Annotated in this window: 12 protein-coding genes; 3 read left to right on the forward strand and 9 right to left on the reverse strand. The window is 61.1% G+C overall.

Annotated elements, in window-relative coordinates; translation table 11 throughout:
- Nucleotides 1-171 precede the first annotated feature (171 nt).
- Nucleotides 172-1,572, forward strand: a complete 1,401-nt coding sequence (gene lpdA, locus LIS66_RS26920) for a dihydrolipoyl dehydrogenase (RefSeq protein ID WP_042608025.1) — start codon at nucleotides 172-174, stop codon at nucleotides 1,570-1,572.
- 101 nt (nucleotides 1,573-1,673) lie between these two features.
- Here the strand turns inward: lpdA and LIS66_RS26925 are convergent, their stop codons facing one another.
- Entirely contained in the window at nucleotides 1,674-2,147 is a 474-nt protein-coding gene (locus LIS66_RS26925; RefSeq protein ID WP_024014870.1) for an Lrp/AsnC family transcriptional regulator, read from the reverse strand.
- A gap of 143 nt (nucleotides 2,148-2,290) precedes the next feature.
- Here LIS66_RS26925 and LIS66_RS26930 point away from each other — a divergent pair, with 143 nt between their 5' ends.
- Nucleotides 2,291-2,920 (forward strand): LysE family translocator, encoded by a 630-nt coding sequence (locus tag LIS66_RS26930; RefSeq protein ID WP_227973352.1) that lies wholly within the window; start codon nucleotides 2,291-2,293, stop codon nucleotides 2,918-2,920.
- Here LIS66_RS26930 and LIS66_RS26935 read toward each other — a convergent pair.
- The 6 genes from LIS66_RS26935 to LIS66_RS26960 form a co-directional block, all read right to left on the reverse strand.
- Nucleotides 2,917-5,052: a hypothetical protein gene (locus LIS66_RS26935; protein ID WP_227973353.1), complete on the reverse strand. Its 2,136-nt coding sequence runs from the start codon at nucleotides 5,050-5,052 to the stop codon at nucleotides 2,917-2,919. The two genes, LIS66_RS26930 and LIS66_RS26935, sit on opposite strands and share 4 nt — an antisense overlap.
- The gene (locus LIS66_RS26940; RefSeq protein WP_116657216.1) at nucleotides 5,039-6,223 is read right to left on the reverse strand and encodes a DUF3142 domain-containing protein; all 1,185 of its coding nucleotides are present in this window, start codon (nucleotides 6,221-6,223) and stop codon (nucleotides 5,039-5,041) included. Before LIS66_RS26940 ends, LIS66_RS26935 begins: the two co-directional genes overlap by 14 nt.
- A gap of 135 nt (nucleotides 6,224-6,358) precedes the next feature.
- Nucleotides 6,359-7,186, reverse strand: coding sequence for a class I SAM-dependent methyltransferase (locus LIS66_RS26945; RefSeq protein WP_042608021.1), 828 nt, complete (start codon nucleotides 7,184-7,186; stop codon nucleotides 6,359-6,361).
- Nucleotides 7,180-8,334, reverse strand: a complete 1,155-nt coding sequence (locus LIS66_RS26950; RefSeq protein WP_227973354.1) for an acyltransferase family protein — start codon at nucleotides 8,332-8,334, stop codon at nucleotides 7,180-7,182. The genes LIS66_RS26945 and LIS66_RS26950 overlap by 7 nt, the downstream gene beginning before the upstream one ends.
- Entirely contained in the window at nucleotides 8,331-9,632 is a 1,302-nt protein-coding gene (locus tag LIS66_RS26955) for a glycosyltransferase (RefSeq protein ID WP_227973355.1), read from the reverse strand. Before LIS66_RS26955 ends, LIS66_RS26950 begins: the two co-directional genes overlap by 4 nt.
- Complete coding sequence (locus LIS66_RS26960; RefSeq protein WP_227973356.1) at nucleotides 9,626-11,203, reverse strand: glycosyltransferase; 1,578 nt, start codon at nucleotides 11,201-11,203, stop codon at nucleotides 9,626-9,628. The genes LIS66_RS26955 and LIS66_RS26960 overlap by 7 nt, the downstream gene beginning before the upstream one ends.
- A gap of 525 nt (nucleotides 11,204-11,728) precedes the next feature.
- Here LIS66_RS26960 and LIS66_RS26965 point away from each other — a divergent pair.
- Nucleotides 11,729-13,165, forward strand: coding sequence for a glycosyltransferase family 4 protein (locus LIS66_RS26965; protein WP_227973357.1), 1,437 nt, complete (start codon nucleotides 11,729-11,731; stop codon nucleotides 13,163-13,165).
- Here the strand turns inward: LIS66_RS26965 and LIS66_RS26970 are convergent.
- Both LIS66_RS26970 and LIS66_RS26975 read right to left on the reverse strand, forming a co-directional pair.
- Nucleotides 13,148-13,774, reverse strand: a complete 627-nt coding sequence (locus LIS66_RS26970; RefSeq protein ID WP_227973358.1) for a glutathione S-transferase family protein — start codon at nucleotides 13,772-13,774, stop codon at nucleotides 13,148-13,150. The genes LIS66_RS26965 and LIS66_RS26970 overlap by 18 nt on opposite strands.
- Before the next feature lie 103 nt (nucleotides 13,775-13,877).
- Nucleotides 13,878-14,804 (reverse strand): LysR family transcriptional regulator, encoded by a 927-nt coding sequence (locus LIS66_RS26975; protein WP_042608016.1) that lies wholly within the window; start codon nucleotides 14,802-14,804, stop codon nucleotides 13,878-13,880.
- Nucleotides 14,805-14,859: the final 55 nt, after the last annotated feature.

Raw genomic sequence — 14,859 nt, forward strand, 5'->3', positions numbered from 1 at the left:
GATATAACGAAGGCTGTGAAATATTCGTACACAATTGCACTTATTCAAAGACGCCGCAGCTGTCGCTTGCCTGAAGCCTTGACCGAAATGTTCGGCAACGCTCATATTACGCACATAATTTATATCGCAACTAATCTTGGCTATCCCCATCGAGCAATCTGGAGCAAGCGCATGAGCAACTATGACGTGGTGATTCTGGGCGGTGGCCCCGGTGGATATAACGCGGCCATCCGCGCCGGTCAGCTCGGCCTTAAAGCCGCTTGCGTCGAAGGGCGATCGACGCTGGGCGGCACCTGTCTGAACGTCGGTTGCATGCCGTCCAAAGCCTTGCTGCACGCTTCGGAACTGTACGCCGCTGCGGCGGGTACGGAATTCGCCAATCTCGGCATCGAGGTCAAACCGACGCTGAACCTGGCGCAGATGATGAAACAGAAAGACGAAAGCGTCGCCGGCCTGACCAAGGGCATCGAGTTTCTGTTCCGCAAGAACAAGGTCGACTGGATCAAGGGCTGGGGCCATATCGACGGCCCGGGCAAGGTCACGGTGACCGACGCTCAGGGCAATAAGACCGAGCTCAGCGCCAAGGACATCATCATTGCCACCGGCTCCGAGCCCACTCCCCTGCCCGGGGTCGAGATCGACAACCAGCGTATCCTCGATTCCACCGGCGCGCTGTCGCTCAGTGAAGTGCCCAGGCATCTGGTGGTGATTGGCGCCGGAGTGATCGGCCTGGAGCTGGGTTCGGTATGGCGGCGACTCGGCGCGCAGGTCACCGTGGTCGAATACCTTGATCGTATCTGCCCCGGCGTCGATGGCGAGGCCGGCAAAACCTTGCAACGCGCGCTGAGCAAACAAGGCATTGCCTTCAAATTGAGCTCGAAGGTTACCAGCGCCACCAGCTCCGCTTCAGGCGTGCAGCTGAGTGTCGAACCTGCCGCAGGCGGCGCTGCCGAGCTGATTGAAGCCGATTATGTGCTGGTGGCCATCGGGCGCCGGCCGTACACCCAAGGCCTGGGACTGGAGAACGTCGGCCTGAGTACCGACAAACGCGGCATGCTCGCCAACAAGCAACATCGCACCGAAGCCGCCGGGATCTGGGTGATTGGCGACGTCACGTCCGGGCCGATGCTCGCGCACAAGGCCGAAGACGAAGCCATGGCCTGCGTCGAACAGATCCACGGCAAGGCCGGCGAGGTCAATTACGCGCTGATTCCCAACGTCATCTACACCCAGCCGGAACTGGCCAGCGTCGGCCTGACCGAAGAACAGCTCAAGGCCGAAGGGCGCGCCTACAAGGTCGGCAAGTTTCCCTTCACTGCCAACAGCCGGGCGAAGATCAATCACGAAACAGAAGGCTTTGCCAAAGTCCTCGCCGACGAGCGCACGGACGAAGTGCTCGGCGTGCACCTCGTTGGCCCGAGCGTTAGCGAGATGATCGGCGAGTTTTGTGTGGCGATGGAGTTCAGCGCATCGGCTGAAGACATTGCCCTGACCTGCCATCCGCACCCGACGCGCTCGGAAGCTTTACGTCAGGCAGCGATGAATGTCGAGGGGATGGCGACGCAGATGTAAATCTCCAAGCCTTGCGCGCTCCTTCGCGAGCAGACTCGCTCCCACATTGGAATGCGTTACCCCTGTGGGAGCGAGCCTGCTCGCGAATGGCACCACCCGGTCTACAGCGGCAGATGCCCCAACGGCAACGCCCCCGGCGCTTTCACTGTGTGAATGGCAAAGTTGCTGCGAATATCGCTCACCCCCGGCAGCTTTAGCAGATGCGCGCTGACAAAGCGGTCGTAAGCGCGCAAGTCTGGCACCACCACTTGCAACAGGAAATCCGACTCCCCGGACACCAGAAACGCTGAGACCACCTCAGGCAACGCAGTGACAGCGGCATAAAAAGCCTCGGCGCGTTCTTCGTTATGCCGCTCGACCTTGACCCCGACAAACACCGTCAGCCCCAGCCCGACTTCATCTCGATCGAGATTGGCCTGGTAGCCGCGGATCACTCCTGCTTCTTCAAGCATGCGCACCCGCCGCAGGCAGGGCGAGGCTGACAGGCCGATTTCCTCCGCCAGCTCGACGTTGCTCAGGCGGCCGTTGCGCTGCAGCGCTGCGAGAATCTTGCGGTCATAGGCGTCAAGTTTCATCTTTGGCAGATTCCGATAGTTACACGCTGGAAAACCAGCAGGTTATGCCAAACACAGAGGATTTTGAAGCTGACTACGCAAGCACCTGCCCTGCCCTCTCGCTCTAGACTGGCGCGACCAAATCGACAATGAGAGGGCACGACGTGGCTAGTCTCTGGCTGTTTATCCTGACCCTGGCTGTGGTGCTTCTATTGCCGGGGCCGGACATGATCCTGCTCTTGCAAACCGGTGCGCGGCAGGGTCGCGGCGCTGCCTTGGCCACAGCCGTGGGCCTGGCCATCGCACGGGCCTGTCATGTGGCGTTGGCGGCGCTGGGGCTGGCAGCGCTGTTCAAAACGGCACCGTGGACGTTTGATGTGGTGCGCATCGCGGGTGCGGCGTACCTGCTGTGGATCGGCATTCAATGTTTTCGCAGCTCGCTGGTGCCGAGCCTGCAATCCCAAGAGCGGGCACCTGCACACGGCCACTGGCGCGAAGCGATCCAGCGCGGCCTGCTGACCAACCTGCTCAACCCCAAGGCCTTGTTGTTCTGCTCGGTGCTGCTGCCGCAATTCATCGTCAGTTACGGCGCGCCGGTGTTGAGCCAGTTCGCCGTACTTGGCCTGGTGCTGGTCAGCGTCGGCCTGCTGTTTGACAGTGTTGTCGCCCTGACCGGCGCGGCACTGGGCCGTTGGCTGCAACACAGTCCGACAGCCCAGCGCGTTCAGCAATGGCTGTTCGGCAGCCTGTTGATCGGCTTCGCCGTACGCCTGAGCTTCCTCCAGCAGGCTTAAGCCTGGCGCCCCTTGCGTTGACGACGGGTGATCAACACAAGCGCGGCAAGAGCGACCAGCACCATCGCGCCAATCTGCACCGGCCACTTGTAAGGTCGCAGCGTCGCCCGCACCGCGTCGGTGACTTGGGTGACGTAGCGCTTGTCGGCATTTTCGAAGTCCGGGTACGGGCATTGATTGCCGAAGTCTTGCGCCCACGCCACGTAAGGACCTTCTTTGACGTAGCGCTGATACAGCGCACTCTGGTCTGCCAGGCTGCTGTTCCAGCCGGCAGCGTTGCACAGCACCGCGGCAAATGCCTGGCTGGTGTGCGGCAGGTGATCGGCGGCGCGACTGGCCAATGCCGTGGCGACAAAACGATAGTGATAACGCTGATCCGGTTGCGCGGCGCTGGCCTGCTGGCGCTGGACTTCCGCTGCGGAAATCAGCGGGCCGACATCCAGCTTCGTGTTCTCCAGCGTATAGCTGCCGCCGAATGTGGCGTAATCAGGCGCCATCTCATAACCGAGGATGTCCATGCCCCACTCCCGGGCTGTCCATGCGGCGTTGTACAACGCACTGGCGCGTTTGCTCGGCCACCATGCCGCCTCGGCCTTGAGCCGTTGCTCGCCATAGAGCCGGGCCTTGTGCTGCAGATCGTCACTGGCAAAGTAACTGACCGCTTCCTCGTAACGTCCCTCACGCAGCAACCGTCGACCGAGCAGATTGCGCAGATTGGCGGCCACCGACAGCGGCACGTAGTTATCGCGTTCCTGCTGCGTCAATGGCGGCGGCGCCGGCACGTTCTCATCAACATACTGTTTAAGCTCATCGACCGTCAGCACCCGCTCGGCAACGGTGGCGGCATCGAACCAGTAAATGCTGTTGCTGCGGTACAACTGGACAAAGGCTTGCAGGTATTCGCCGCGTTGCAACGCCAGGATCGCGCTTTCGCCCTCGACCCGGCATTTCGGCTGCACGGTTTCAAACGCCCAGTCCGGTGTGCGGCGATAACCCCAGTCTTCGTTCTGCGGGAAAGCCTGGGCGGCTTTGGCGTAGGCTGCCGCGGCGGCAGTCGTGTCGCCATCACGCACCGCCAGTTTTGCCCGCAACCACCAAGCGAGCCCGCCGTCCCCGGCATTTTCCAGGAAGGCCTTGGCAGACGCGTAATCGCCCTGTTGATAACTCATTGCCGCCAATCGATCGGCATTGTCGAGGCTGCCATGTGTGCTGTTCTGCAACAGTGTTACCAGTTTCTTTTCATTCGGCGGCTGTTCACCGAATGACCAGCCCTGACGACTGACCAGCGACGCCGTGACCAGTTGCTGCACCGCTGGCTGCTGCAGCAGCTTCGCCAGTTGGGCTTGGGGCAATTCAGCCAGTTCGTTCATCAGTTGCTTGAGCGAGGTGTAACCGACCGCCGAGCCGTGCAGGTTCTGCGCTTCGTACAGTTCGATGGCGCCGCTCCAGTCACCCGCGCTGCGCAACACCCGCGCTTCTTCACCGAGGCTGGCAACGCCCAGTTCCAGCGGATCGCTGAAGCCATCGATGCTCAGCTGCCGGGCCTGACGAAAGGCAGCGCGCGCCTGTTCCAGCGCTTCGATGCGGTCATGCGCCTCGGTGCTCATGGCGAAAGCGATGCGCCCCAGAGAATACGCCGCCCAGGTACTGCGCAACGGACGCTGCTCTGCCGGCAGCGCCAGCACCTTGTTGAAATACTCCGTGGCCGATTGCTGATCGCCGCTGGCAAAGGCCACCGCGCCGGCGACGTACAAACGGATTTCCGCCGGCAGACCGGCGCCCTGCTCCTCAGCCTGACGCGCGTCGCTGAGCCCGCGCAAGCGCTTGACCAAGGCTTGCTGCTCGGCGCTCAGGCCGACCTGTTCAGCCTGTTCCCGCGCCAGCTCCGACGCGTTGTCTTCGGCGTAATCGTTGGGGTTATGGGTCGCGGCGGTGACATTTTTCAGCCCGGCAATGGTTTTGCCGAGGCGACTGATTTCGAAGCTGAAGCTGCCTTCGGGCAAATCGGCCAACGTCTGCACGCGATTGTCGAGCAGGCGCATCGGGAAGTCCGGGCCGCAGGCCAACGCCGAGCCCAGCGGCAGGCTGAGGCTCAGGCACAGCAGATGGCGGGGCCAGTTACGGGTCAACATGCGAACCTCCTTGATCAATATGTGCACAACGCGCCCAACCGATAGCGCGCTGCCCGCCCGCCGGCAAGCGGCCGTCACGCAGGCGGGTGAAGGTAAGCAGATTGGCACTTTGTTGCAACGAGTAACCGGCGAGCGCATCGGCGCCAGCACAGTCCTGCACCTTCAGCGTGATTTGCGCGGGCCACGGGCTGTCGAGATTGCCGCGGTTTTCGAGCTGGATGTCATAGAGTCCGGCCTGCTCTTTGAGCGACAGGCCGAAATGACTGCTGAGCAAATCACCTCGAGCCACGGCGCGTAAAGTCGTCAGGCTCCACGCGCGACGGTCGTTGGCCAGCGGCAGACGAAACCAGATCAGCCCGGCGAGATGCTCGGGCGGGTCGTCGCGCAAGGTCTTGGCCAATTGGCTGAGTTGCAGCGGATCGGCGAGCAGTTCCCGGCGCTGTCCGCCGCGCTCGAGTTGCACTTCGCTTTCCACCACCGGCGCACCACCGTCAGTTGCCAACAGCGCAACGCCATAAGCCGGCAGCGCCAGATAGAACGGTTTGTCGCTGGCACGTGCCCAGGCCTTGGCCCACTTCAAGGCCTGCTGTGGATCAAACAGACCTCGTCGCGGATCGCTCACCGCGTGAACCTGCAGCACGCTGCTGTCGACGCTCTGCAACAGTGCCGGCAGCCGAGGGCTGTCGAGCCAGGCCGGCAGCGCGGTGATGCTCAGAGGCAGAGATGGCGGCAAGACGGAGCGTAGATGCTTGAGGAAGGCAGCGTATGCGGGCAGCCGTGCATTGCCGGCATCGTGGTCGATCTCGACGCCGCTCAGCGTGAGGCCCCGCGCCTGCCAGTCGGCGATGACTTGCAGAATCTGCGCGGTGACCTGCTCCTGATCCAGCGATCGAAGTTGACCGTCGAGGCGAACCACCGCGATCAAAGGTCGACCATCCGCTTTCAGTAACGCTGGATCGACCTGCGCCCTGCTCCAACGGGTACCGGGAAAACCCTGCAATGCCAGCACCCGCAACGTCGAGAAGTCACTGCGACTGTCGCTCAATGCCGGCGCGTGCGCGGACGTCCATTGGCGCTGCCAGACATAGAGTTGCTGGTCCAGGGCAGGTGCGACGTGTTGCTCGCAACCCGCAAGCAAGACGCCAAGAAACAGACCCACGATAAACCGCATACCCTGAAAATCCCTGAGACCACAAGCCGCAAGGTTACACAAAAACCCCGTAGGAGCTGACGAGTGAAACGAGGCTGCGATCTTTTGATCGTGCGTTAACAATCAGGATCAAAAGATCGCAGCGTGCCGCAGCTCCTACAGGGATGCCGCAGGCTTGCGCGCAATGATCACCTGACTCTTCGCCACCACCGCATCCAGCGCCTGTTTGATCTGCGCCCCGCGCGGGGAGTCGAGTACCGCTTGCCACGTGTCGGCCCAGTGATTGAGCAGTGGGTGATCAGGGTTGCTGAATTCGACCTTGGCTTCCCAGAACAGCATCATCCACATCGACCAGTAAAAGCCGTATTGGCTATGGCTGATGATTTCCAGCCCGGCGTCGCCGACCATTGCCTTGAACTGCTCTTCACTGATGATGCGTATGTGATTGGGTTTCTGGAAGTACTCGGGCGCGGCGATGTCCTTTTGCAGGTCTTCGGAGCTTGGGTGCGGCACGCTGAGCAGGTACAACGCGCCAGGCTTTCCGACCCGCACCAGCTCAGCGAGAAACTGCGCAGGGTCGTCGACATGTTCGATCACTTCCGTCGAGACCACACGTGTCGCCGTGGCGTCGGCAATCGGCAGCGGATTGCAATCGGTGACGTGGCACTCGACTTCGCGCGCCGGGGTATCGCTCAAGCGCTGACGGGTGGCTTCGACCTTGGCCGCATCGATATCGGCAATGATGATCTTCGCCCCGCGCATGCCGCAGAAATGCACGTTACCGCCATCGCCGCATCCCACATCGAGCAGCGTGTCGTCGGGGGTCACCGGGAACCCTGTGAACAGTTCGCCGGTTTGCTGATTGAACCAGCCGCTGAGCATCGCATCGTGCAGGCCGAGCATGTACGGGTCGGTCTTCTCGGCAACCGCCACAACAGGCTGCGCCGGCGTGGCGTTCGTGAGTTTCTTCAAAAGGCTCAGCATGAGGTGGCTCCAGGGGATGGAAGGGCGGATCGGGGCGTGCCGAGGCGCTTGACCAGCGCGGCGCCACGGTTGCGCATCGGCATTTCGATCAAGCGGTAATTCAGTTCACTGAACAGCACGATCAGGCCGAATCCCAGCAACAGCGTGAACACCGGATGCCCGGCCGGACTCGGCAGACCGGCGCTCTGCAAACGGAAAATCAGTTCACGCACCAGTTGATAGGCCGGGATATGGATCAGATAAATGCCATAGGAGCGGCTGCCGACCCACGCGAGCAACCGTTGCACCGCACCGGCAGGCACCAGGTAATCGCGGTTGTATGAAGCGATCCACACCAGCACGGCACTGAGCAGCGCGATTGAACCGATGCGATAAGGCGCGAAGGTGAAACGATCGGTGGCCATGAAGCTGAGCAGCAATGCGATGGCGATGAAGGCTGAAATCCCGGCCCACGGTCGCGCCAGCCAGGTTGGCTGCCAGCGATGATAGCCGGGCCGTGCGCTCCACATCGCCAACAGCACGCCAAGGGCCAGCGCGTCGGTGCGCACCACCATCAGCAACGGGGTGCGCACGGTCAGAATCTGCACCGCGACCAGCGCCAGCAGCGCCCAGACCAGACGCTGGCGAAACAGCAGAATCAGCAGCGGAAACAGCAGATAAAACTGTTCCTCCAGCGCCAGGCTCCAGTAGACAAAACTGCTGCCGTATTCGTATCGGAAGAAGCTGTCGGCGAAACGGAAATTGGCGTACTGCAACACGCCGGCCAGGGTCGCTTGCAAGTTGGCATGCCAGGTACCGAAAGCCCCGGAGCGATTGAGGAACACACAGGCCAGCAGCATCAGCGCGAGCCATAGCCAGGCCGACGGCAACAGGCGAAAGGCGCGGCGCAGCCAGAAGTTGCGCGTCTGCTGCCAGCACTCCCGGCGACTGGTACAACCTCGCAACGCCGGAACCAGGCTGCGAGCGATGACAAAGCCGGAGATGGCGAAAAACAGATCGACGCCCCACCACGTTTGCAGACTGCCGTGAATGCTGTCCAGCAAAGGCACCGGGGCCGCGAACAGACTGCCCTGCAGGTGATGGAACAATACCCCCAGCACGGCGACGGCGCGCAGCACTTCTATATCCATGATGCGCTTGCCGTTCATGCTTGGCAGGCTTCCCCCGCAGCGGCACGGTGTTCGAACAACTGTGCAAGAAATGCCCGCAGGCGCTGCTCGGCCACAGCCTGACTGCAAAAAGCCTGCAGGCTGTCGACCGCTTGTGCGGACATCGCGGCATAACGCTGCGGCTGGTTTTTTGCAACGTCGTAACTGGCCCGGTAGGCCTCACATAATGATGCCCAGTTGGTCACGTACCGCAGCGTGCGAAATGCCTTGCGCGGATCGTGCGGCCAGGCGGTCAGTTCGTCGGTGGACTCGATCAGAAACGCGTTCTCAGCGCTCAGGTAATCGATCATTGCCGTGGTTCGAGGCGCTACTGCGGGCTTGCCGCAAGACATGAATTCCATCAGAGGCAGGCACTGGCCTTCGCCGTAGGACGTGTTCACGACATAACGAGTCGCCTGCACGAGTCGCTCGTAGTCCGGATCGGCGAGATAGCCGTGAATCAACACGATACGGCACCGATAAGACTGGTTTTTGTACAAATGATGGAGGATGTCAGCCAGCGCCTCTTCAGCATCGAAGTGCGTCAGTTTCAGCACCAGGGTAGCGTCTTCGACTTCGCGAAAGCTCACACAGAAGGCGCTGAGCATGTCCTCCCAGTTCTTGCGGCCATCGCCGGGATTGAACACTGACGTATACACCACGCCCTCAAGGGACAGGGTCTGCTCGGTCACCGGTGCGGCAAAATCAATCCCCTCGCCGCTGCGCAAATGCTCTGGGGCGAAGGCATTCAAGTCGAGCTGACGGCTGTCGGCCACCACCCCTTTGATCGTCAGCCGCAGCGGCTCGGCAGCGCAATGATCCTGTGCTTGCCTGCCGCGTGCGGCGAAGCGGTCCCACACCGGCGCCGGGATGGCGCTGATCGGGTAGTCCGCGGACATGGCTTCGCGGACCGCAGCGACGGTATAACTGGAATGGGTGACAGCCGCGCCGCAGGCGTGCAAAACGCTGCGCCAGTCGTTGCGTGGCTCACCGGCGAACGGCTCGTTGGGGATCGTGCTGAATTCCCAGGCAAACACCGGCACGGTCGGACACGCCAGATCAACGGGCGTACGGTGCGGCGGGGAAAACGACAGGAACACACAGGGCTCGCCTCGAGCCAGGCATTCGCCATAGAGCGCATCGACTTGCGTCTGCGGATCAGCCACTTCGATAACCCGCCCGATTCGTTCGAGAACCGGTCGATATTCCTTGAGGACGAAGTAATAGCTGTATTCGGAACGCCCCAGGTTTTGCGTGATGGTGTGCTGATTTGTTTCAGAATGAATGATGATCAGCATGAGGCGTTATCCAGAACAGGCTCGATATCAGCGGCCGTGGGAGCCAGCGCGAAAAAATCCGCCAGGCGTGTCTGCAATGGCGCGAACGCGCAGTAATCGTGCATCCGCTCGATGGCGGCGGCCGACATCCGCTGATAGTCCTGCGGGTGCGCAGTGGCCATGCGGTAACTGTTTTCGTAGGCGCTTTTCAGCGAACCCCAGTCCGGTCGGTAGCGCAGGGTGCGGTAAATAATCCGCGTGTCCTGGGGCCAGATCGTCAACTCTTCGCTGGACCTGACCACGAATGCCACCGAGTCGTCGATGTAATCCTCCATGGCGGTGTGGGCCGGCGCGATCACCGGTTTGCCGCTGGACATGAACTCCATCAAGGGCAGGCACAGGCCTTCGCAGCGCGAGGCATTGACGTAGAACGTCGCCGCCTTGTAGAGCTCGGCATACTGCGCGTCGTCAAGGTAGCCGTGCATCACCACAACGCGGCAAGCGAACGGGCTGAGCTGCGCGAGCAACGTCATCAATTCGCTGTAATACAAGGCCAGATCGTTCTGGGTGATCTTGACCACCAGGGTCGCGTCCGGCTGCTCGCGAAATGCCCAGCAAAACGCGGTAATCAGTTGATGCCAGTTCTTGCGGCCATCCTTGGGATTGAAGACCGAGACGTACACCACACCGTCGACACGGGTTTCAACGATGCCGTCGGTGGCCGGCAGGTCCAGCGGCGGTGGTTCGCTGAGCGGAATCGGGTGCGCGCCGCAAATGGCGGGCAGACGTTGCTCGAGCCAGGCGTGAAGGTTGTCGGGAACGCGATCACGAACCCCTTCCCAATACCAGTTCTGCAGGTATTTCACCCGTGGGACCGGCTCTGCCAGGTCACGCCCGAGATCCAGTGCCCATAGCCGTAGATAGTGCCGGGCGATGACGAATCGGCGCTTCAGGGTCAGCGGCGGTGGACGCGCGGCTTCTATTTCAGCCGCCAGCGCAGCTTCTTCTTCAGGTGTCAAAGGGACGGGAATCAGCGCATCGGCGGACAAGCCAAGTTCGCGGCTATCGAAAATACAGCCTCTGATCGCCAGGGTTGCCCCCGCATTGATCGGTGTCGGGACATGCGCCTGGCGGATATCCGAAAACCTTTCCCATAGCGCTGTCGGTAGCACCAGCACCGGAAAATCCTCACCCATGGCCCGTCGGATCGCCCGGGCAGTGTGGCTCGACAAGGTAATGACCCGGCCCTGGCGCGCGAGCATTTGCGTCCAGTCCTGGCGCGGGTCGTTGTCCCACTGTTCATCGGGAATCGAGTCGAACTCCCACGCCACGACGCAGACCGTCGGGCATTGCAGATCGGCCGGGGTTTTCTGCGGTGGGGCAAACGACAGGAATACGCTGTCTTCGCCTGCGGCGAGCAATCGGCGGTAGAGGGGATCGACTTCTGCCGGGGCGGATACGACATGCACACGACCAAGACTTTCCAGCAACGGACGATAGGCCTTGAGCACGAAGTAATAACTGTATTCGGGACGGCCGAGACTCTGGCTGATGGAGCTGTCGCTGACGTCCGAGTAAAGAATGAAATTCATGGCATCCCACGATAAAGCTGCCATTCCGGCAACTTCATGCTGTGACGGCCAGAGATGGATCGGGCCGGGAATCCCGACACGGCGTCCTTCATCAGACACGTCTTAGTTCTTGTTTTAGTGGTCAGTTTCACTCTGCGTCGCAACCCCCGTGTTCAACTTCGGAATATCGCGACGAGGGGCATTCTAAACACATCCATTGAGGGTTCGGGAACCATCGGGCGTGAATAATTCGGTCTACGCTGTCCAGAACTGACCGGTCACGGTTTGCCCTGTTGAAATTGTCGTGTAATTGGCACAGATTGATCGCAGAACAAATACAACAACTGTTTCGCCTGTTGTCCTACCGAGCTTTCGTCTCGGTCTGACAGACCCTCCCACACCAGCTGTAGGAAATAGCGAAACATAAGCCCAAGGGGTCGCGGTTTTGAAAAATTGCCTGGTCGCCACAGGTCTCGCCAGTTTCGCGCAATACCCTCTGCGGACACCCCTGTTGCCCGCCGGATCGGCGAACACGGAGCGCGCGCTATGACTCGACTGTTGGTGGAGTGCACCCACGTTTTCAACCACCCGAAACTCAACTCGGGGATTCAGCGGGTGGTGCGCAATGTCATCAATAAATTGCCGTCCGGTGCTGCTGATGTCGAATGCATGCCGGTGGTTTTCGTCAACGGCCAACTCTACCGGGTCTTGCGCCTGGCCCCTCTGAACACGCCGGTTTTCAACGCCTTCGCGACATTCGCTGACCGCCTGGAACGCCTTGCCCATCGTTTTTGGCAATGGCACCAGCGGCGCGAGGCCCAATGTGAGTCGAAGCTGGCTCGCCGCGCTGTATATGTTGCCTACCGCCTGACCTCGTTCACCGCATTCGGGATCCCGTTGAGGCTGTTCAAACGCCTGAGGCACTTGCAGCTGCTCAAGCGCTGCTCGCCCTTACAGCATCAGGCCGATGACCAATTGATACTGCTCGACTCCTCGTGGCATTCGGATTTCTTTCCTCATGTCGAGCGACTCAAGCGTGATGGCGTCGGGATCATTGCGGTGATCTATGACCTGATTCCCATGACGCATCCACACTTTTACGAAACCCGACCGGCGCAGGTGTTCGGGGAATGGTTTGACTGGATTTGCCGCACTGCCGACGGCTACATGGCCATTTCCGCCACCGTGCGCGACGAGGTGCGCAATGAACTGCAGCGACGGCTTGGGCCCCTGCAAGCGGGAAAACGCTGGTTCGACTACTTCCACTTGGGTTCCGAGCTGGACTTGCACAGCTCGGCCGCAGCCGTGGAGCCGGCGTTGCGCCAGATGTTCGAGGCAACCGGCCCGGTTTTCCTGATGGTCAGCACGATCGAGCCGCGCAAGAACCATGCTTATCTGCTGGATGCTTTCGAGCGTGCCTGGGCAGGTGGTTCCAGCGCCAGGTTGTGTATCGCTGGACATATCGGCTGGAAGTGCGACGAACTGCTCTCACGGATACGCAACCATCCGGAATTGAACCGGCGCCTGTTCATGTTCAACAACCTCAGCGACACCAGTCTGGAGCATGCTTACGCCCACGCCAGTTCGCTGGTTTTCCCATCATTCGTCGAAGGCTTTGGCCTGCCGCTGGTGGAAGCCATGCAGCGCGGTTTGCCGGCAATGGGCAGTGACATTCCGGTGTTTCGTGAAATCGGTGGCAAGTACATGGCCTATTTCGATCTGCAGGAGCCGCAGAGCCTGACCGAACTGATCATGGCCTTCGAGGCCAGTGGTCAGTTCCCCGCCGGCAAGGATGTACGCGACTGGCGCTGGATTGACTGGCGCCAAGCCAGCCAACAGTTGGTAGAGCGCAGCGCGCTGCATGTCTTGCGAGGAGAGGTCGCGCAACCGGCCGTTACGCTTGAGGGCATCAGTGCACCGGGTGAAGCGTTGCCGACGCCCCCTGAGTATTCACGAATGCGCGCGTCAGGCAGTTTTCAGTAGCCCGGCCGCGGTAGGCGGCATCGCCACAAAACCGGGCAGGGACTCGATGCGTGCCAGCCAGGCCCGGACATTGGCGTATTCCTCCAGCGAGACATTGCCCTCCGGCGCATGCGCGATGTAGCTATAGGCAGACACATCAGCGATGGTCGGCTCATCGCCGGCCAGATAGGCGGTCTTGCCCAACTCCAGCTCCATGACCTTGAGCAGGTTGTGCGCGCGGCCGATGACTTCTTCGGCATTCAGTTGCGCACCGAATACCGTGATCAAGCGTGCCGCCGCCGGGCCAAAGGCAATCGGCCCCGCCGCTGCCGACAGCCAGCGCTGCACATGTGCTGCGCCTACCGGATCGGTGGGAAGCCAGCGACCGTTGCCATATTTCTGCGCCAGATAAACCAGAATCGCGTTGGAATCGGCCAGCACCACGCCGTTGTCATCAATCGCCGGCACTTGGCCAAAGCTGTTGATCGCCAGGTAATGCGGCTGCTTGTGCTCGCCCTTGGCCAGATCGACGAAGATCAGCTCGGTCGGTAGCTGCAGCAGGGCCAGCATCAACTCGACGCGATGGGCGTGGCCGGAACGGGGGAAGTTGTAGAGTTTGATCGGTTGCATGGTCGACTCCGCTGGAAAGTGACGACGCTACGGAATGAGCGCGCCGATGGAGTCATCATCTACGGATCGACAAAACTAAAGAATCACCAGCCAATGCAATCGATTATTTCAGTGGCTGCAATAACGCCGCCGTGTTCAAGGCCGGATGCTCGCGCAACGCCTTCACGGCGAAGTCGACAAAGCTGCGGATCCGCGCCGGCGCCTTGCGCCCCCCCTGATACACCACATGAATCGGCAACGGCGGCAATTCAAATTCGGCGAGGACGATTTCCAGTTCGCCTGCCGCAACCTTGTCCGCCACTTGATACGACAGCACTCGCGTCAGCCCCAGGCCTTTGCGTGCAGCGGTTATCGCGGACTGATTGGCAGTCACGGTGAGACGCGGTTCGGTGCGCACGCTGAGTGCTTCACCCGCGTCGAGAAACGGCCAATTGCGTTGCTGACCGATCGCCGACGTCGCCACCACCGGCAGCCCGGCCAACGCCTGTGGATGATCCGGTCGGCCATGCCTGGCGAGAAAATCCGGCGAGGCGCAGATCACTCGCCGCACTTCGCCGACGCGGATCGCATGCTGATTGCTGTCCGGCAGTTCGCCGATGCGCACCGCGACATCGATGCCCTCCTCGACCATATTGACGACCCGGTCGAGCAACAGCGCATTGATCGACACATCCGGATAACGACACAGGTAATCGGCCATCACCGGGGTTACGAACAGATCGCCGAACAGCACCGGCGCAGTGATCGTCAACTGCCCCCGCGGCAACGCATGACTGCCTGCCGCCGAATCCTCGGCCTCCTGGACTTCGGCGAGAATCCGTCGGCAGTCATCGCAGTAACGCTGCCCGGCTTCGGTCAGATGCACGGTGCGCGTGGTGCGCACCAGCAACTGCGTACCGATGTGCTGCTCAAGCGCCGCTACTGCGCGGGTGACACTCGCCGCCGACAGCCCCAGACGCCGCGACGCCGCCGAAAAGCCTTGCTCCTGGGCGACGACAACGAAGATCTGCATTTCCTGAAAGCGGTCCATGGGATTCCTCGGCGGCGGATACGACAATCGCAGCCGAGGCTGCGATTGTGAGAGC

The organism is Pseudomonas sp. HN2 (genome assembly GCF_020736465.1).
Taxonomy (GTDB): Bacteria; Pseudomonadota; Gammaproteobacteria; order Pseudomonadales; family Pseudomonadaceae; genus Aquipseudomonas; species Aquipseudomonas moraviensis_A.

Coding starts and splice junctions, on each gene's coding strand:
- LIS66_RS26925 (WP_024014870.1), bottom strand. CDS start 2,147: ATGAAACTTGACGCCTATGACCGCAAGATTCTCGCAGCGCTGCAGCGC.
- LIS66_RS26965 (WP_227973357.1), top strand. CDS start 11,729: ATGACTCGACTGTTGGTGGAGTGCACCCACGTTTTCAACCACCCGAAA.
- LIS66_RS26960 (WP_227973356.1), bottom strand. CDS start 11,203: ATGAATTTCATTCTTTACTCGGACGTCAGCGACAGCTCCATCAGCCAG.
- lpdA (WP_042608025.1), top strand. CDS start 172: ATGAGCAACTATGACGTGGTGATTCTGGGCGGTGGCCCCGGTGGATAT.
- LIS66_RS26935 (WP_227973353.1), bottom strand. CDS start 5,052: ATGTTGACCCGTAACTGGCCCCGCCATCTGCTGTGCCTGAGCCTCAGC.
- LIS66_RS26945 (WP_042608021.1), bottom strand. CDS start 7,186: ATGCTGAGCCTTTTGAAGAAACTCACGAACGCCACGCCGGCGCAGCCT.
- LIS66_RS26940 (WP_116657216.1), bottom strand. CDS start 6,223: ATGCGGTTTATCGTGGGTCTGTTTCTTGGCGTCTTGCTTGCGGGTTGC.
- LIS66_RS26970 (WP_227973358.1), bottom strand. CDS start 13,774: ATGCAACCGATCAAACTCTACAACTTCCCCCGTTCCGGCCACGCCCAT.
- LIS66_RS26950 (WP_227973354.1), bottom strand. CDS start 8,334: ATGAACGGCAAGCGCATCATGGATATAGAAGTGCTGCGCGCCGTCGCC.
- LIS66_RS26975 (WP_042608016.1), bottom strand. CDS start 14,804: ATGGACCGCTTTCAGGAAATGCAGATCTTCGTTGTCGTCGCCCAGGAG.
- LIS66_RS26955 (WP_227973355.1), bottom strand. CDS start 9,632: ATGCTGATCATCATTCATTCTGAAACAAATCAGCACACCATCACGCAA.